The sequence below is a fragment of the Streptomyces sp. NPDC043853 genome (assembly GCF_056436025.1).
The window spans coordinates 31,413-49,770 of the sequence record NZ_JBWKDJ010000018.1 but is presented as its reverse complement, the minus strand read 5'-3'; the positions used below and the strand labels follow the sequence as shown (position 1 = coordinate 49,770).

At 74.1% G+C, this 18,358-nt stretch carries 15 protein-coding genes; 8 read left to right on the top strand and 7 right to left on the bottom strand.

Translation table 11 applies throughout. The annotated features are described in order from the left end of the window. The first annotated feature begins 158 nt into the window (after positions 1–158). Positions 159–806 (top strand): hypothetical protein, encoded by a 648-nt coding sequence (locus tag AC067U_RS33195; RefSeq protein ID WP_478833540.1) that lies wholly within the window; start codon positions 159–161, stop codon positions 804–806. 177 nt (positions 807–983) lie between these two features. Further along, positions 984–2,027, top strand: a complete 1,044-nt coding sequence (locus tag AC067U_RS33190; RefSeq protein WP_478833539.1) for an alpha/beta hydrolase — start codon at positions 984–986, stop codon at positions 2,025–2,027. Positions 2,028–2,117: 90 nt separating this feature from the next. Here AC067U_RS33190 and AC067U_RS33185 read toward each other — a convergent pair whose 3' ends face one another. The 3 genes from AC067U_RS33185 to AC067U_RS33175 all read right to left on the bottom strand — a co-directional run bounded on the left by AC067U_RS33185 (position 2,118) and on the right by AC067U_RS33175 (position 5,544). Further along, positions 2,118–3,524, bottom strand: coding sequence for a hypothetical protein (locus tag AC067U_RS33185; RefSeq protein ID WP_478833538.1), 1,407 nt, complete (start codon positions 3,522–3,524; stop codon positions 2,118–2,120). Positions 3,525–3,898: 374 nt separating this feature from the next. Next, positions 3,899–5,134 (bottom strand): RNA polymerase sigma factor, encoded by a 1,236-nt coding sequence (locus AC067U_RS33180; protein ID WP_478833537.1) that lies wholly within the window; start codon positions 5,132–5,134, stop codon positions 3,899–3,901. Between the two features lie 53 nt (positions 5,135–5,187). Then, positions 5,188–5,544, bottom strand: a complete 357-nt coding sequence (locus AC067U_RS33175) for a YciI family protein (protein ID WP_478833536.1) — start codon at positions 5,542–5,544, stop codon at positions 5,188–5,190. A 283-nt stretch (positions 5,545–5,827) separates the two neighbouring features. Between AC067U_RS33175 and AC067U_RS33170 the strand changes: the two genes are divergently transcribed. Together AC067U_RS33170 and AC067U_RS33165 are read left to right on the top strand one after the other, a co-directional pair. Then, positions 5,828–7,996, top strand: a complete 2,169-nt coding sequence (locus AC067U_RS33170; RefSeq protein ID WP_478833641.1) for a DUF4139 domain-containing protein — start codon at positions 5,828–5,830, stop codon at positions 7,994–7,996. Between the two features lie 8 nt (positions 7,997–8,004). After that, positions 8,005–9,567: a mucoidy inhibitor MuiA family protein gene (locus AC067U_RS33165; protein ID WP_478833535.1), complete on the top strand. Its 1,563-nt coding sequence runs from the start codon at positions 8,005–8,007 to the stop codon at positions 9,565–9,567. Between the two features lie 132 nt (positions 9,568–9,699). Here the strand turns inward: AC067U_RS33165 and ligA are convergent, their stop codons facing one another. The 4 genes from ligA to AC067U_RS33145 form a co-directional block, all read right to left on the bottom strand. Beyond that, entirely contained in the window at positions 9,700–11,766 is a 2,067-nt protein-coding gene (gene ligA / locus AC067U_RS33160) for an NAD-dependent DNA ligase LigA (RefSeq protein ID WP_478833534.1), read from the bottom strand. 58 nt (positions 11,767–11,824) lie between these two features. Next, the gene (locus tag AC067U_RS33155) at positions 11,825–12,358 is read right to left on the bottom strand and encodes a GNAT family N-acetyltransferase (RefSeq protein ID WP_478833533.1); all 534 of its coding nucleotides are present in this window, start codon (positions 12,356–12,358) and stop codon (positions 11,825–11,827) included. 110 nt (positions 12,359–12,468) lie between these two features. Beyond that, on the bottom strand, positions 12,469–13,149 hold the full coding sequence (locus tag AC067U_RS33150) for a response regulator transcription factor (RefSeq protein WP_478833532.1): 681 nt from the start codon (positions 13,147–13,149) through the stop codon (positions 12,469–12,471). Further along, entirely contained in the window at positions 13,146–14,213 is a 1,068-nt protein-coding gene (locus AC067U_RS33145) for a sensor histidine kinase (protein ID WP_478833531.1), read from the bottom strand. The genes AC067U_RS33150 and AC067U_RS33145 overlap by 4 nt, the downstream gene beginning before the upstream one ends. A gap of 169 nt (positions 14,214–14,382) precedes the next feature. Between AC067U_RS33145 and AC067U_RS33140 the strand changes: the two genes are divergently transcribed. The 4 genes from AC067U_RS33140 (at position 14,383) to AC067U_RS33125 (ending at position 18,339) form a co-directional block, all read left to right on the top strand. Next, on the top strand, positions 14,383–15,189 hold the full coding sequence (locus tag AC067U_RS33140; protein ID WP_478833530.1) for an ABC transporter ATP-binding protein: 807 nt from the start codon (positions 14,383–14,385) through the stop codon (positions 15,187–15,189). Further along, positions 15,186–16,745, top strand: a complete 1,560-nt coding sequence (locus AC067U_RS33135; protein ID WP_478833529.1) for an ABC transporter permease subunit — start codon at positions 15,186–15,188, stop codon at positions 16,743–16,745. The genes AC067U_RS33140 and AC067U_RS33135 overlap by 4 nt, the downstream gene beginning before the upstream one ends. Then, entirely contained in the window at positions 16,742–17,527 is a 786-nt protein-coding gene (locus tag AC067U_RS33130; RefSeq protein WP_478833528.1) for an ABC transporter permease, read from the top strand. The genes AC067U_RS33135 and AC067U_RS33130 overlap by 4 nt, the downstream gene beginning before the upstream one ends. A 71-nt stretch (positions 17,528–17,598) precedes the next feature. Continuing rightward, positions 17,599–18,339 (top strand): class I SAM-dependent methyltransferase, encoded by a 741-nt coding sequence (locus tag AC067U_RS33125; RefSeq protein WP_478833527.1) that lies wholly within the window; start codon positions 17,599–17,601, stop codon positions 18,337–18,339. Positions 18,340–18,358: the final 19 nt, after the last annotated feature.

The following is an 18,358-nucleotide window of genomic DNA, read 5'->3' as shown; positions in this document are numbered from 1 at the left end:
CGGCCCCCGCCCACCGAGCACCAACCAGCAAGCAGCAACCACCAATCACCCGCCACCGACCCCTACCCCGACCCTGAGCCGGGCCGTGTCCCTCGTGGGGGTGTCGTCGGGGTGATCACCGATGGCGGCCGGGCGGCGGCCGCCGCCAGGGTGGGGGCATGACAAAGCAAGCGGCACGACTCACCCGGTTCTCCCTCGTCGCGGCTCCCGTACTCCTCGTGGTCTACGGGTCCGTACGCCTGCTGGTGGAAGGGTCCAGGGAACCAGGCGCCGCCTGGACCACCGGCCACTGCGCCTTCCTGCTGGCGGTGCTGTTCTTCGGCGCGGCCTGCGAAGGGCTGCGCCGTACGGTGGCGGCATCCGCCGGACCGGCCCGGCGGAGGGTCGCAGCGGCCGGGGCGTTCGCAGGCCTCATCGGCACCTCCGCGGCCGCGGCCCAGGCCGTGATCGACCTGTACGCAGGACTTCGCGCCGCCGACAAGCCGGAGATGAGGGAGATCTTCGCCCGGGTCCAGGACGTACCGGGCGTGATGCCCGTCGTGTACACCGTCGGGCCGGTCTTCCTCTACCTGGGGATGATCACCCTGCTCGCCGCGCTCAGGGCCCCCGGTGCACGTCGCTCGCTGGTGCTCTTCGTCCTGGGCACGTTCGCGATGGCGACGAGCCTGGACCTCATGCCCCTCGGAGGTCTGTGCTACCTCCTGGCCCTCGCACCCCTGCGCCACCGGGTGCCGGTCCCGGACACGGCGGATGAGGCCGGGTCCGGCCGCACCCCGGCCGGACCGGTCGGCAGCGCGGCGCGTTAGCGGCCGCCGACTGCCGGCGAGGGGAGCGTCACGCCCCGGCCCGCCGTCGGCTTCCGTCCCTCCGAAGGGCTGGAAGCCGGCAGCATCCGCCCAGCCGCTCCGGCGTGGCTGGTTGCCCCGACCCGGAGACCGGGCATGTCATGTGTTCCCGTACAGGCCCAGCCGCGTGGGGGAACCATGGTCAGACGTCCCGCGCGCCGTTCCCTGCTCGTGGCCGGGGCCGGCGGATCGGCCGCGTCCGTCGTCTCCGCGGCCTTCCTGCTGCGCGCCGGCCGCGGGGCGCCCCGGCCGGCGCCTTCCCCCGGCCCTTCCGCTCCACCGGCCGCCGGGACCGGCTTGCTGCGGACCGACCTGGCGGTGCACAGCCGGCTGCTCGGCCGGGACGTCCCGTACAGCCTCTACCTGCCCGCCGGAGTGACCTCCGTCCCTCGGACCGGCAGCCCGGGCACCGGCAGCCCGGCCACCGGCACCCCGGTCCTCTTCCTGCTGCACGGCGCGAGCGGGAAACACACCGACTGGGTCGTCAAGGGCGGCATCGTGCCGACCCTGGAACGGGCCGTGGCGGCGGGCCGGATCCCGGCGTGTGCCCTCGTCATGCCCGATGCGCGGCGCGACCCCGGCCAGTCGCGCGGAGGCCAGGACGAGACGTTCTACATCGACGACGCCCCGTCCGGCGGCGACGTCCTGCGCTACGAGGGCATGTTCGTCCAGGAGTTCGTCCCGGCCGTCGAACAAGCCCACGGCCTCGGCGGCCGGATGGAGCAGAGGGCCGTCGGCGGGCTCTCCATGGGCGGCTACGGCGCGCTGATGTACGCCCTGCGCTACCCCGGTCTGTTCGGCGCCGCCGCCGGGCTGAGCACGGCCCACTTCACCCACGAGGGCTACGGCATGATCCCGATGAAGGAATGGAACCGTTTCTACGGCCATGCCTTCGGCCGGGACCTGGCCGGACCCGCCCGGCTGACGGACCGCTCCCGGGAGTACAACCTGGCCGACATCATCCGGCGCACCCCGGCCGGCCGGCTCCGGCGCACCCGCTACCACCTCGCCTGCGGGACCGAGGACATCCACCACCTGCCGGGGACCGAGGACCTGCGCACCGCGTTCGCGGCCCGCGGAGTGGAAGCCGAGGTGGTCCTGGGGCCGGGCACCCACGGCTGGCCCTACTGGAGCCTCGCCGCGGAGCCCATGCTGGACTTCTTCGGACGCGGGTTCGGCTGAGCCCGGTCGGCCGGGCTCGGGCCCCGGGCGGGTGCGAGGCCGCGGTGGCGGCAGGGGCGGGGCCGGTCGCGCCCGCCGCCCCGGCCGCGCCTACGGGCAGCTGATGCGGGTGTCGCCCGCGTCGGTGGTGCAGGTGTCCGGGCCCGAGCCGCCGTTGGCGGTGTCGTTTCCGGAGACACCGTCGGTGGTGGTCAGGCGGTCGTTGCCGTAGTAGCCCGTCAGGGTGTCGTTCCCCTGGTCGCCGGTGATGGTGTCGTCGCCGAAACCGCCGTCGAGGTTGTCGTTGCCCGGACCGCCGTGGACGGTGTCGTTGCCGTAGCCCGCACGGACGGTGTCGTTGCCGCTCAGGGCACAAATCACGTCATTGCCGAAGCCGCCGGTCAAGGTGTCCGTTCCGCTGGTGCCGATGATCGTGCAGCCGCGGGCGTTGTTCACCGAAGTCGACGCGGTGGCGCTGTTGTTGCCGGTGCCCGGGTCCTGCGGCGAGCCGGTGACGGAAGCGCTGTCGGTCAGGGTGCCGGTGGTGCGCGGCTCGGCGGTCACCGCCACCGTGGCGCTCGCGCCGGGGGCCAGGCTGCCGAGCGCGCAGGTCGCGCTCGTCGCGCTGGTCGTGCAGCTGCCCTGCGAGGGAACGGCGGAGATCAGGGTGCCACCGGCCCCCGAGAGCGAATCGGTGAGCGTCACACCCGTGGCGGTCGCCGTCGACGAGGTGGAGTTGGTGACCCGGACCGTGTACGTGGCCTGGTCGCCGATGCTCACGCTCGCCGTGCCCGACTTCGCCACCTCGCCACCGACAGGTCCGCCGACGCCGGCGGCGGCACCGTGCCTCCGCCGCCCAGGTAGCGGGCCACGGCGCCCCCGGAGGCGGCGTCGATGTCCTCGCCGGCGAGGCCGCCGGCGAGGATCTTGCCGTCGGTCTGCACGGCGACGGCGTCGGCCCGGTCCGTCGGGCTGCACCACCACCGCGTTGGCCGTCTGGATCGCGTCGGGATCGAACTCGACGAGTACCCGGCCGCCGTCGCCGAAGCCCGTGTCCACGCTCCCGTCCGGGTTGTAGCGGGCCGTGACCCAGTCGCCGAAGCCGCCCCAGGAGGTGGAACCCCCGATCGCGATGATCTTGCCGTCCGGCTGCACGGCCACGGCCTTGGCCTCGTCGTTGTTGAGGTCGAAGTCGCTGGTCACCAAGCCGTCGCCGCCGCCGAAGCTTGTGTCCAGGCTGCCGTCGGCGTTGTGGCGCACCAGCACGAAGTCGCCGCTGGTGTCGACGGACCAGCCGCCGCCGATCGTGATGATCTTGCCATCGGGCTGTACGGCCATGCCCGTGACGCTCTCGTAGCTCATCACGTGCGTGTCGGCCTTCCCGTCCCCGCTGAACGCGGGGTCCAGGTCTCCGGGTGCCGCCGAGGCGGCTCCGGGCAGGCCGAGTACGAGCGCCAGGGCCGCGACGCTCACCACGCAGGCACGTCCGGCCCGGCGCCGTGGGGAATACGAGGGCATTCGCTTTTCCTCCGTGGTTTCCGGGGCCCCAGCCTTCTGGCCCGCCGGCGCCGAGCGGCCACCGGCGGGCCCGTCTGCGCCCACTGGCCCGCCCGGTTCCACTCCCAGGAGTGACGCAGCGGGCGTCCGGACGAACGCCGGTCCCCCCGGCCGGCGGGCCTCGCGTCCCGGGCCCTCAGCCTTCGTGCTCCGGTCCGCCCCGCCGCAGCTCGGCATCGGTGAGGCGTTCCAGCCCCCGCGGGAGTCGAGCCGGTACGGCAGGGCGACGGCGGGGAAGACCAGGACCACGGCCACGACGCCCACGTCGCCCACGACGGCCTCGACGATCGGCCCGTGCAGGGTCGAAGCCCGGTCGGCGGTGTCCCCCGCGGGCTCTACAGCCGGGCCGCGCGCTGCCGGAGCAGGTCGCGTTCGCGGGCGTTGCGGGTCAGCGAGGCCGCCCGTTCGAACTCCGCGCGGGCCTCCGCCGGCCGGCCGAGCCGCTCCAGCAGGTCGCCCCGTACGCTCGGCAGCAGATGGTAGGAACGCAGGGCCGGCTCGTCCGCGAGCGCGTCGACCAGCGGCAGCGCCGCTGCCGGCCCCTCGGCCATCGAGACCGCCACCGCCCGGTTGAGCTCCACCACCGGCGAGGGGACGATCAGCACCAGCCGCCCGTAGAGGGCGGCGATCGTCGCCCAGTCGGTGTCCTCGTAGCGGACGGACGCCGCGTGGCAGGCGGCGATGGCGGCCTGCACCGAGTACGGGCCGGTGCCCGCGTGCCGCAGGGCCTCCATGCCGCGGAGGATGAGCAGCCGGTTCCACCGGGTCCGGTTCTGGTCCGCGAGCAGGACCGGCTCCCCGTCGGGTCCGGTCCGGGCCCCCGTCCTGGACGCCTGGAACTCCAGCAGCGCGACGAGACCGTGTACCTCGGGCTCCTTGGGCATGAGGCCGGCCAGTACCCGGGCGAGCCGCAGCGCGTCCTCGCACAGGGCGGGACGCAGCAGGTCGTCGCCCGAAGTGGCCGCGTAGCCCTCGTTGAAGACCAGGTAGATGACCTCCAGGACCGAGGCGAGGCGGGCCTCGCGGTCGGTGCCGTAGGGGACTTCGAAGGGCACCGCCGCCGCGGCCAGGGCCCGCTTCGCCCGGACGATGCGCTGGGCCACGGTCGGCTCGGTGACGAGGAAGGCCCGGGCGATCTCCCCGGTGGTCAGGCCGCCCATCAGGCGCAGGGTGAGCGCGACCCGGGCCTCGGTGGTCAGGACGGGATGGCAGGCGGTGAAGATCAGCCGGAGCAGGTCGTCGTCGATGTCCTCCGGGTCCGCCGGTTCGGCGGGCGCCGGCACGTCCTCCAGGCTCCGCCCGACCTCCGCCAGCTTGCGCGCGTACGTCTCCCGGCGGCGTACGAGGTCGATCGCCCGGTGCTTGGCCGTGGCCGTCAGCCAGGCACCCGGGCGCTCGGGAATGCCGGACTCCGGCCAGCGTTCGAGTGCGGCGACCACGGCGTCCTGTGCGATCTCCTCGGCGATGCCGACGTCCCCGACGACCCGGGCGACGGCGGCGATGATGCGCGCCGACTCGATCCTGTACACCGTCTCGACCGCCTCGGCCGCGTTCCCTGCCGTCACGACCACCCATCAGAGCAGCCGTGACGGGCCAGGGCAAACGCGGCCCGGTCAGCGGCCGCTCACATCTCCTGGATCTCCCGGACCTCGGCGCTGACGTTCCATTCCACCGGGTGGATCTCCAGGAACCGGCGGGTCCATTCGATGGCTTCGGCCTTGTCCTTGCACTGGGTGAGGGAGTAGCCGCCGACCACCTCCTTGGTCTCCGTGAACGGGCCGTCGGTGTAGCTGATCTTCCCGCCGGACCAGCTGAGCCGGGTCCCTTCGGAGGTCGGGAGCAGTCCGGCGGTGTCGAGCATGACCCCCGCCTTGGTGATCTCCTCGAACAGGGCGCCCATGCGCTGCTCGAATTCCGGCGGGAAGGACTCGGGGGGCAGGTTCTGCTCGTCGATGCGGATCATCGTCAGGAAGCGCGGCATGGTGACTCCTCGGTCGGGAGGGCGGGGGCTTTCCCCGCCTCTCACCCTTGCGTCGAACGGGAGGCGCCCGGATCGACGACTCCGGCCAAGATTCTTCGGAGATTTTTCCGGCGGGGCGGGACGACGCGTCGAGGGCCCGTCGATCGTGAACCTGAGGGGGTTGTCCACAGGTTCCCGGACGCGCTGTGATCCGGTGCTGCTTCCCGCATACGCTTCCACCGGAACGGACGCTGTGGGGGCGGTGCGCATGACGACGGACACACGCATGACGACAGACACAGGCATGACGAAAGAGACAGCAGCGGGACAGTGGGGGTCGGCCCTCGATTCGGTGGTGGTGTACGCGCAGGGGGCGCTCTGCCGCCGCCTGGCCCGCGGAAGCCTGCCGGCCGGCGGCAGGGTCCGGGTGGCGGGGCTGCCCCGGTCCATGGACCCGGGTTCGCTGCGGGCCCGGGTCCTGGGCGCCGGCGGGGTGCGGGTCACCGAGGCCCGGGTGGAGGTCGAGGCCGGCGCGCCCGGCCGGGGAACGCCCGACGGGTTGCGCGGCGAGGTCGAGCGGCTGACCGACGCGTACGCGGCGGCTCAGGCCCGCCGGGACCGGCAGCTCGGCCTGATCGAGGAGGTCCGGGGGCTCAAACCGGTGCCGCCCGTACGCGGGAAGGACGACCCGCACCGCCGCACTCCGGTCGACGCCTGGCTGGACCTCGCCGACTTCGTCGACGAGCGGCTGACGCGGCTGCACTCCCGCCTCGCCGAGCTGGAGCGGGCCCTGAGCACCGTGCGGCACGAACTCGACGTCGCCGCGGACCGTCTGGCCCGCGCCACGACCGACACCCCCGCGGCCCATGTGGAGACCACGGTCTGCGCGGTCCTCACCCTGGAGCTCCAGGAGGAAGAAGAGGGGGACCAGTCCGAGGTCAAGGAGGTGGAGCTCGAGCTGGAGTACGGAGTTCCGGGCGCGGTGTGGGTGCCGGCCTACCGGCTCACCTGCCGTCAGGGCGACACCGACGGCCGCCTCCTGATGCGCGCCTCGGTCGCCCAGCGCACCGGCGAGGACTGGACCGGCGTGCGCATCGCGCTGGCCACCGCCGACCTCCGGCGCGGCAACGACCTGCCCGGGCTCCGGTCGATCCGGCTCGGCCGCCGCCAGGCCGCCCCCGCGCCGTCCGGCTGGCGTGAGCCCCCGGCCGGGCTGGCCGACCTGTTCACCGGATACGACACAGCGGGCTCCCGTCCCGCCGTCCGAGCTGCAGCGGTCGCCGCCGCGGGCGGATCCGCCGCTCTGGCCGGCCCGCCCCTGCCGGGTGGTTCCGTCCCGAGCCCGGTGCAGAGCCCGATGCCGGCCCCCATGCCGCTCGCCGCTCCGGCCGCTGCCGCCCCGTCACCCGTACCGCCTCCGTCGGTCCCGGCTCCCGCCCCACTGCCCCCGGCACCGCAGGGCTACGCCGGCGCGCCCGGCCTCGCCCCGCGGGCTCCCTCGGGGCGGCCGGGCGGCAGGGCCCGTTCGGCCGGCTTCGCCGGCGCACCCGCCCCGGCCATGCCGGCCGCGCCCTCTGGCGGTGCCCCGGTACCTCCGCCTCCGCCACCCGTGGTCGGACCGCCGCGGCCGAGCGGCACCGAGCTCGACTACGCCGCCCTGGTCCTCAGCGGCCCCCACGAGCCGGGCGCGCGCAGGGGCCGGCTGTTCCCCGGTGCCCCCTCCGACCCGGTGGCGGAGGAACACCGCCGCCGCGCCGAAGCGGTGGCCTCGCTGCCCCTGCCCGGCCACGCGGTGCGGCCCCGCCGGTCGGCCGGCTCCTTCGACCACCGGTTCGACGCTGCCGCACGCACCGACATTCCGTCGGACGGCATCTGGCACACGGTCACCATCACCGAGATCCCCGTCGGCCTGCGCACCGAGTACCTCACCGTGCCGTCCGTGGAACAGACGGTCTACGCGACGCTGGTGCTGTCCAACGCCACCGACCAGGCACTGCTGGCCGGCCCGGTGGAGGTCACCGTCGACGGCGAGTTCCTGCTGACGGCCGCCCTGCCCACGCTTGCCCCCGGTGCCGTCCGCCGGGTCGGGCTCGGCCCCGCCGAGGGCATCCGGGTCACCCGCCGCACCCACCTGAACGAGTCGACCTCGGGCCTGCGCAACAACACCACCGTGCTCGACCACCGCGTCCACGTCGAGCTGGCCAACGGGCTCGCCGGGCCCGTCACCATCGAGGTCCGCGAGCGGATACCCGTCACCACCGATCCGGACGTCCGGATCGAGGAACGGGCCGACTGGACGGCGCCCGAGACGGGCACCGCGCCCGAGACGGGCACCGCGCCCCAGAACCACGCGCCCGGCACCCGCCTCTGGCGGCTCGACCTGCCCGCAGGCACCACCGCCGCCCTCCGAGGCGGCTACGAGATCCGCATCCCGACCGGCAAGGCCCTGGTCGGCGGCAACCGCAGGAGCTGACCACCGCCATGTCCACGGCCCCGAAGCCGATCGCCCTCCCCGTCACCGCCGTCACCTGCCTGGAGGACCGCGCTCACGTCGAACGGTCCGCCGTCCTCCCTCTGGAGGCCGGCGTCCAGCGGCTGCGCCTCGGGCCGGTCAGCGCGCTCGCCGTCGACCGGACCCTCCACGCCAGCCTGACCGCCGATTTCCCCGCGACCGTGCTCGACGCGCGGATCGTCCGCACCTGGACCCCTCGCGGGCCGCTGCCGTCCGCCGAGGAGGACTCCGCCCTCCGCCTGCGCGTCCACGAACTGGAGGAAGAACAGCAGAACCTCGAACGGCGGCGGGACCGGCTGCGCGCCCGCCTCGACCTGCTCGGCCACCTGGCCACCGACCTGCTGCGGGAGATCTCCGAAGGGGCCGGCACCGGGGAGACCGACCGGACCCGCTGGGCCGCCGAACTGGACCGCGTGGACGGTGAACGCGACACCCACGCAGAGCAACTCCGCACCGTCCAGGCCCGCCTCACCGCGCTCCACCGCGAACTCGGCGCCACCCAGGGGGCCATGGACCTGGCCGAGGAGGAGCCCGCCGAGCTGGTCGCCCACATCGACCTGACCGTGCAGGCCGAGACCGCCGGCCAGGCCGGACTGCGCCTGACACACCTCACCCCGTGCGCACTCTGGCGGCCCGCCTACCGGGCCGTGCTCAAGGGGAACTCCCTGACACTGGAGACCGACGCGATGGTCTGGCAGCGCACCGGCGAGGACTGGTCGGACGTACGGCTGACCCTGTCCACGGCCCGCTCGGCACTCACCACCAGCCCGCCGCGGCTGGACGAAGACCGGCTGACCCTCACCGACCGCTCCGCGGCAGAACGCCGCACGGTCGACATCGAACTGCGCGAGGAGGAGATCGGAGACCTCGGCCCGGCCCCGGTCCTGGGCCTGCCGGGCGTCGAGGACGGCGGGGAAACACGCGTGCTGACCGCCCCGGCACCGGTGTCCGTGCCCGGTGACGGCCGCGCCCACCGGGTGCCCCTCTCCGCCTTCACCACGGAAACGAGCAGTGAGTACGTCTGCTCACCGGAGATGTCACCCCTGGTCACCCAGGTGGTGCGGTTCGACAACCTGTCCGGCCACGCCCTGCTCTCCGGCCCGGTGGACCTGGTCCGCGGCAGTGGGTTCACCGGCCGGGGCACGCTGGACATGACCGCACCCGGAGCACCCGTCGAACTCGCCTTCGGCAGCCGCGACGACCACGCGGTGGTCCGGCACACCGAGGAGTCCCGGGACACCACCGGCATCCTCCAGAAGACCGTGATCACCCGCACCGTGAAGGTGAACCTGTCCCGCTTCTCCGCACCCGGCGAACGGGGCGACCGCGTGGTGGTCCTCCGCGAACGCATACCGGTCTCCGAGGTCTCGGCCGTGGAGGTCCGCCTCCGGCAGGACGCCTGCTCCCCGGCCCCCGACAGCATCGACCCCGAGGGAATCGTCCGCTGGTCCGTGCCCCTCCCGCCGGGCGGCCGAAGGACGGTCACCCTGGTCTACGAGCTGTCGGCAAGCTCCAAGGTCACGGGCCTCTGAGCAGACGCCCACCGCCGGCCGCCCCACGGTTCGCGCCGGGGCGCGGATCACGTTTCGGTGGCCCTGACCGGGCGGCGCCCGGTCCCGCACCGACCGTCGGTGGGCGGCCCATGGCCCCCCGTCCTGGCCCCGTCAGGTCAGCTGGTCGCAGACGAGTTCGGCGAAGGCCTCCGGGGTGAGGACCTCGACGCCGAGTTCGGCCGCCTTGACCGCCTTCGAGCTCGGCTTGCCGTTCGCGGCCGGGGCCGCGACCAGGATGGACGTCCTGGAGTTCACGCTGCCGCCCGCACGCCCGCCGGCCTTCTCGATCAGGGAGTTCATCTCGGAGCGGCCGTAGGCCTCCAGCGGCCCGGTCATCTTCCCGGTGACGACGACCACCTTGCCCGCCAGCGGCCCTTCCCCCTGGGCCGGCGCCGCCGGCTCCCCGGGCTCGGTCATGTTGACGCCCGCGGCGACCAGCTTGTCGATGACCGGTGCCAGCGCGGCGACCTGCTCGACGATCACCGGGGCCTTCTCCGGGCCGATCCCCTCGACCTCCTGCATCGCGGCGGCGTCCGCCTGCCGGATCGCGTCCATCGTGCCGAAGTGCCGGGCGATCCGCCGGGACATGCTGCGCCCGGTGCCGAGCACACCCAGCGCGCAGAAGACCCGGCTGAGGGGGAGCGACGCGGCGGCCGCGATCTGCCCGGCGAGCTTCGCGCCCCGCCTGCTGCTGCCGGAGGCCGCGGTGAGCTGCTCCTCGGTGAGGGTGAACAGGTCGGCGACATCGGTGACATCGCCGGACTCGACCAGCGCCGCCACGTACGTCCTGCCGAGCCCGTCGATGTCCAGCATCTCGCGGCCGGCCGCGTACTGGATCAGCGCCGGGAGCGCACACGCCGTGCCCCGGGCGCACCGCCACCGCTCCTGGGCCTTGTTGATCTCCCCACCGCAGTTGGGGCAGGACTCCGGCAGCGGGACCTCGCGCGCGTCCGCGGGACGGAGTCCGGGCACGGAGGCCTGGACGCGCGGGATGATGTCGCCGGCCTTGTAGACCACCACCGTGTCGCCGAGGTGGAGGTCGCGGCGGCGGATGTCGGCGGGGTTGTGCAGCGTGGCGCGGGTGACGGTGGAGCCGTCGATCTGCACGGCGCGCAGGACCGCGGTCGGGGCGAGGACCCCGGTGCGGCCGACCTCCCACACCACGTCCTCCAGCACCGTCTGCCGTTCGACCGCGGGCAGCTTGACCGCGATCGCCCAGTACGGGAACCGCGAGCCGACCCCGGCCGACCGCTGCTCGGCCGACTCGTTCAGCTTGACGACCACGCCGTCGATGCCGACCGGCAGATCCGCCCGCATGGCGGCGATCGCGTCGATCCGCTGCTGTGCTTCCGTGAGGTCGGCGACGACGTGCAGGCCGGCGGGGGAGGCCGCGGTGGTCCGCACCCCGGTGGCCGCCACCGCGGCGAGGGTCTCCGCGTGTGTGGCCCCGTCGGGCAGGAACGTTTCACCGTCGAGCTCCACCGCGCCGTAGGCCCAGAACGTCATCCGGAGCCGGTAGGGCCGGTCCTTCGCCCGCAGGGTGCCGGCCGTTCCGTTGCGCGGGTTGGCGAAGACCGGCGCACCGTGCGCGGCCCGGACCTCGTTCGCCGCCTCGAACTGTTCCTGGGTGAAGGCCACCTCACCCCGCACCTCGACGGTGACCGGCTCCGCCAGCTCCTCGGGCAGACCGTCGATCTGCCCGATGACATGGCTGACGTCCTCCCCGTACGCGCCGTCGCCGCGGGTGATGACCTGGACCAGGCGCCCGTCACGGTAGCGGGCGGCGACGGCGGCGCCGTCGATCTTCGGCTCGACGGTGAAGCCGCCCTCCGGTGCGCGACCCAACCGCCGCTCGACGGAAGCCCCCCAGCCCACCAGGCCCTCGGCGTCGAAGACGTTGTCCAGGCTCAGCAGGCGGGTGGTGTGCTCGACGTCCCCGGCCGGCGCGGCGCCGTCGGCGACCTTTGCGGTGGGGGAGTCCTCGGCCACCTCGGCCGGGTGCTCCTGCTCCCAGGCCAGCACCGCCAGCCGGAGCCGGTCGTAGGCCGCATCGTCCAACGGGCTGTCGCCACCGCCGTAGTACGCCTGAGAGGCCTCGCGCAGGCGGCCGAGCGCGGCCTCGTACGCGGTGCGGTCGGACAGGCCGGACTGCGCCTCATCGGCGAGAAGAATCGTCATACGGATGATCCTCTCGCAGGGGACTGACAATGCCCGCGGCACGCACGCCGGGTCCGGCTCACACGGGGAACGAACGCAGGTGCACCGCTCCGGCCGGCCAGTCCGCGCCCTCGCTCAGCGGCGTCCACATGCTCCGCAGTGGCATCAGCGCCGTTCCCCCGGGCTGCTCGACCCGGACGTCACCGTGCAGCGCCTGCCAGCCCAGCCGCTCGTAGAAGGGCACGAGGGGGTGCCGGCAGAAGAGCAGAGCGTGCCGCGGCCCCAGCGTCCGCGCGTGCTCCAGGGCGGCCGCGAGGGCCAGTCGTGCGAGGCCCTGCCCCCGAAGGTCCGGTGCCACGGCCACTCCGCCCACCCCCATCACCTCGGTGTCCACACCCCCGATCGACACGGGCATCCGCAGCAGCCCGGCGTGCGCCACCAGGCGGCCACCCAACCTGATGCCGAAGTGGTCCTCCTTGGGCAGCCAGGTCAGACCCGTGAACGCGACGCCGAACGGATCGTCGCCGTCCCCCAGGATCTCGCTCTGTTCCGCCTTCGCGTACCGGGTGAGTCGCACCGCGGTCGGCGGCGCGGATGACAGGTGATCAGACATTCCTCCATGATCCACTTCATGGCACTCCGTGCCAACCGGGCGGCAACGCCGAGCACATGGGTGAACAGGGCCCGGAACGGGACCGTTCCGGGCCCTGACGCGTCAACTCTTCACGAACCGCTGTCGGGAGCCACGTCCTCGACGCGGTAGCCCACTCCCGGGGTCGTCCTGATCACAGGAGGATCCCCCAGCTTGCGGCGCAGCCGCCCGATCGTCACCGCCACGGTGTTGGTGAACGGATCGGCATGCTCGTCCCACACGCGTTCCAGGAGCGCCTCCGCGCTCATGAAGCCCGGAGCTGCGTCCAGCAGCGCCTCCAGCACGGCGAACTCCTTGACCGACAGGTCCACGGGTGTACCGTCCCGGCTGACCGTGCGCCGTAGCGGATCGAGGGTGATGCCCGCCGCCGAGAGCATCCGGGACGGGGCCGCCGGCCGCCGTCGGCCCAGGGCCCGGACCCGCAGCACCAGTTCGGGGAAGTGGAAGGGCTTGCCCAGGTAGTCGTCGGCCCCCAGGGACAGCCCGCTGACCCGGTCGCCCGGCGTCCCCGCAGCCGTCAGCATCAGCACCATCACCCGCTCGTCCCGCTCCGTGATCATCCGGCACAGGGTGTCCCCGTGCAGCCCGGGCAGGTCACGGTCGAGGACCACCACGTCGTAGGAGGTGAGATCCAGTTTCGCCGCCGCCTCCAGCCCGTCGTGGGCCACGTCCACCGCCATGCCCTGATCGCGCAGCCCTTCCGCCACCACGTCCGCCAACACCCGCGCGTCCTCCACCACCAGCACCCTCATACCGTCTCCCGCGCCGGCCGGGGCAGCGTGACCGTGACACGCAGGCCGCCCTCCGGACGGGCCAGCAGCCGCAGGTCCCCGCCGTGCGCCTCGCTGACGGCCCGTACGACGGACAGCCCGAGCCCGGATCCGGATCCCTGCCCTCCGCCCGTGCGTTCCGCGCCGAGCCGGGTGAAGGGCCTGCCCAGCAAGGCGACTTCGCGTGCGTCGAGCACGGGCCCTCCGGTCTCCACCACCAGCTCCACCGTCTTCCCCTGCGTACGGACGCAGGCCCGGACGCAACCGCCGTCCTGGTTGTGCCGGACCGCGTTGTCGAGCAGATTGTCGACCACACGGCGCAGCAGGCTCCCGCTGCCCCACACCACGCCGCCCGTGCCGTCGGCCGGCACGTGCCGTACGTCCAGCTCCCTGGCGGCGATCTCCGCGGACCTGGCCCGGATCCCTGCCCCCACCAGTTCGTCCAGGGAGACCGGGCCGGCATCCGTGAACGCCCCGTGCTGCGCCCGGGCCAGCACCAGCAGGCCTTCGAGGAGGCCGTCGACCCGGTCGAGTTCGGCCCGTATCCGGCCGTTCAGGATGCGCGCCGGCCCGGGCAGGGGTTCCGGTTTGGCCTCGGCGACGTCCAGCGCGGCCCGCATCGTGGCCAACGGGGTCCGCAGTTCGTGGGAGGCGTCGGCGACGAACCGGCGCTGCGCCGCGTAGGCGCTCTCCAGCGGGCCCACGACCCGGCCCGCCACGAACCGGCCCAGTCCCACCGACAGCACCGCCGTCACGCCGAGCCCCACGGCCGAACCGCGCAGCAGGTCCCGGGACCTGTCCTCGTCCGCCCGCGCCAACTGCTGTTCGAGCTGCCCGATCCGGGCGGCGGTGGCGGCAGCCCGGGCAGGCTCCGCCTCGTCCGCCGCCGAGGGCCGCGGAACGGCCTCGGGAGCTTTCGTGACCTCCTTGGTGCCCGACGCCGCCAGCGCGGCCACCGCCAGCAGCACGGCACCGCAGACCAGGAACAGCCCCGTGTACAGGACGGTGAACCGTGTCCGCGGACTGCCCCGCCAACCCGAACCCATGCCCGATGCCTCCCCCGCCGTCTCCTGGATCCGCCTGATCCGCCTGATCCGCCTGATCCGCCTGATCCGCCGGATCCGTGCGCCCGGTCCACGTTAGGCGCAGCCGCCTAACAACGGGATGACAGCCGTCGTTCGGCCCGTGTCACCCGCCACGGCGCACCGTGGCCCCATGACTCCGACTCGGACACACGGGACACACACCGGCGCCGCGGCGGCCATCGAAGTCGTCGCCGTGCACAAGAGATTCGGGCCGCACGTGGCCCTGGACGGCATGAACTTCACCGTACGGCCGGGCCTGGTGACCGGCTTCGTCGGGCCCAACGGCGCCGGCAAGTCCACAACCATGCGCGTGATCCTCGGCCTGGACGCCCCCGACGCGGGGCACGCCACGATCGGCGGCCGCTCCTACCGGGATCTGCGCGATCCCCTGCGGCACCTGGGGGCGTTGCTGGACGCCTCGGCCCTGCACCCGTCCCGCACCGCCCGCGACCACCTGCTGTGGCTGGCCCGTTCGCAGGGGCTGCCCGTCCGGCGGGTCGACGAGGTGCTGGCGTACGCCGGTCTGACCGGGGCCGCCCGGCGCCGGGCCGGCGGCTTCTCCCTGGGCATGCGCCAGCGGCTGGGCATCGCGGCGGCGCTGCTGGGCGATCCGCCGGCCCTCATGCTGGACGAGCCCTTCAACGGCCTGGACCCCGACGGCATCCGCTGGATGAGGGGCCTGCTGGCGTCCCTGGCGCGCGAGGGCCGCGCCGTACTCGTCTCCACGCACCTCATGGGCGAGCTGGAGGGGAGCGCCGACCACGTGGTGGTGGTCGGCCGGGGCAAGGTCCTCGCGGACGCGGGCGTACCGGAGTTGCTGGAGGACGGAGCGGGAGGCCGCCGCCGGACGCTGGAGGAGGCGTACGTGCAGCTCACCCGGGACGCGGTCGAGTACGGCGGGACCGGCGCTCCCGCGGGCGAGGAGGCGGCCCGATGAGCCGCACACCCGGCAACGACCGTACGCCCCTCGGCGGTACGCCGTACGTACGCGCCCTCCGAGCCGAGTGGACGAAGTTCCGCACCGTACGCGGCTGGGTCCTCGCCCTCGCCGCCGCGGCCGTGGCGACGGTGGCCGTCGGGCTGCTCGCCACGGCCGCCCCGGGCAAGCCGGGGTCGGAAGGCGGCGGACCGTTCCCCCTCGGACCGGCCGGCGAGGCCGTCAACGACAACTTCTACTTCGTGCACCGGACGCTGACGGGCGACGGCAGCATCACCGTCCCGGTGACCTCGCTCACCGGCATCACCGCCGGCGGCCAGGGCGACACCGACACCGCCCACTCCACCGCTCAGCCCTGGGCCAAGGCCGGTGTCCTCGTCAAGGCGGACCTGGAACAGGGCTCCCGGTACGCCGCCGTCATGCTCACCGGCGGGCACGGCGTGCGCATGCAGTACGACTACACCCATGACCTGGCGGCCACCGGCACCGCTGCCGCCGAGGCCGGCTCCGCGCGCTGGCTGCGGCTGGTCCGCTCCGCGGACCTCCTCTCCGGGTACACCTCCGCCGACGGCAGGCAGTGGACGCGCATCGGCAGCGCCCGCCTGCCCGGGCTCCCGCACACCGTCCGGGCGGGCCTGTTCGCAGCCTCCCCGCAGGCCATGGAAGACATCGCCGGCCGCAAGGGCTCCAGCCCGGCGGTCGCCGTCGCCGCGTTCGGCCGGCCCGACCTCCAGGGCGAGTGGACCGGCCCCGGCTGGACCAGTACGCAAGTGGGCGGCCACGCCGGCACCTCCGGCAGCTACACCGGCCACACCCGGGGCGGCTTCACCACGGCCGGGGAGCGCCTGACCCTGACCGGTGCCGGGGACATCGCCCCCGTGGTCGGCGGTCCGGCGATGGGCCCCGCCTACGCGCCGGAGAACTTCCTCGTCGGTGCCTTCGCCGGACTGGTCGTGGTCATCGGCGTGGCCACGGCCGCCGCCACCGGCGAGTACCGGCGCGGGCTCATCCGCACCACCGCCGCAGCCCTCCCCGGCCGCGGCGCAATGCTGGCCGCCAAAGCCACCGTCGTCTTCGCGGTCGCCTGCGCAGCCGGCCTGGCCGCCGCCGCGGTCACCCTGCCGCTGGGGGAACTGGGCGCGGAGGGCCGGGACTTCCGCGTCCTGCCCGTGTCCACCGCCACGGAGCTGCGCCTGGTCCTCGGAACCTCCCTCCTCTTCGGGGTCACGGCCGTCCTCGCGCTGTCCCTCGGCTTCCTGCTGCGGCGCGGCGCCACCACCGTCGCGGTGGCCGTGGGCGCGCTCGTCCTGCCCTACCTCCTGGCCGCTTCGGGCGTCCTGCCGGCCGCGCCGGCCCGGTGGCTCCTGACGCTCACTCCCGCCGCCGGATTCGCCGTCCAGCAGACCCTGCCCCGGTACGCGCAGGTCCTCAGCGTGTACGAGCCTTCGACGGGCTATCACCCACTGCCGCCCTGGGCCGGCTTCGGCGTGCTGTGCGCCTATGCGCTGGCCGCCCTCGGCCTGGCCGCGCTCCGCCTGCGCAGGAGGGACGTATGAGCGGAACGCGGAACCTGCTGTCCGCCGAGTGGACGAAACTGCGCACGGACCCGGCCAACGCCCGGCTGCTCCTCCTGGCCGTCGTGTTCACCGCGGGCCTCGGCGCTGCCCTGGCCCGGACCGTGCCCTGCCCCGACCCGGGCTGCGGACAGGACCCCGTACGGCTGTCCCTCACCGGAGTCGTCCTGGGGCAGGCGGCCGTCGCGGCGATGGCGGCCCTGACCGTCGGCGGGGAGTACGCCACGGGCATGATCCACACCACCTTCGCCGCCGTCCCGCGGCGCGGACGGGCCCTCGCCGCCAAGGCGGCGGTCCTCACCGCCGCGGTCGCGGCCTGCGGAACCGCGGCGGTCCTCGCCTCCCTGCTGGCCGCCGGCCGGCTCCTGCCCGGCAGCGGCTACACCGAGGCACACGGCTACCCGCCGCTCTCCCTCGCCGACGGGCCGACCCTGCGTGCCGCCGCGGGCACCGTGCTCTACCTGGTGCTCGTCGCGCTCCTCACCCTCGGCACCACCCTCGCGGTACGCAACGCGCCCGCCGCCATCGGCACCGTCCTCTCCCTCCTCTACCTCTTCCCCGTCATCGGCCAGGTCGTGGGCGATCCGCAATGGCAGCGCCGGCTGCAGCAGATCGGGCCCATGACCGCGGGGCTGTCGGTCCAGTCGACCACCGGCGTGGACGCGCTGCCGATCGCTCCCTGGCCCGGCCTGGCCGTCCTCGCCGCATGGACCGCGGCAGCCCTCCTGGCCGGCGCCGCCGTCCTGCACACCCGCGACGCATAGACCGGCACCGTCCACCGCTGTCCACGGATTAATCGCTTGTCGGCGGGCGGAGGACGGCGGACACTGTCGCGGTGCTCTCCGACGCCGACGCAGCCGCGCTGTACGACCTGCTGAACCCCTGGGACCCGGACGGGCGGGCCGACGACGGCTTCTACTTCCCGTTGGTCATGGGCGCGGAGTCGGTCCTGGACCTCGGTTGCGGCACCGGCGCCATGCTGGGTCTCGCCCGTGAGCGCGGTCATCGCGGGAGGCTGGCCGGCCTGGACCCCGACCGCGCCGCTCTGGCGCGGGCCCGGCGCCGGGCCGACGTCGAATGGATGGAGGGCAGCGCGGCGGACGCGCCCGAGGGCGCAGGCTTCGCCCTGGCGACGATGACCGGGCACGCCTTCCAGTGCCTGGTCACCGACCACGACATCCGGGCTTCGCTCGCCGCCGTCCGTGGGGCACTGCGGCCGGACGGACGGTTCGCCTTCGAGACCCGCCATCCGCAGGCCCGGGCCTGGGAAGGGTGGGACGCCTCGAACCCGGACGACCTCGTCGAACTCCTCGACGGATCCGGCCGGTCCCTGAGGGTCTGGCACACGGTCGACTCCGTCGTCGACGACGTGGTCACCTTTCGGGAGACGACAGCGGCGCCCGACGGCACGGTGCTGCGCACCGATCGAACGAGTCTGCGTTTCCTCGGCGGGGCGGCGCTCAACTCCTTCCTCGCCGACGCGGGGTTCGAGATCGAAGCGCAGTACGGGGACTGGCACCGGGAACCGGTCACGGCCTCCAGCCGGGAGATCATCACGATCGCCCGCCGTCGGTAGCGGGCCCGCGGCCGCGAGG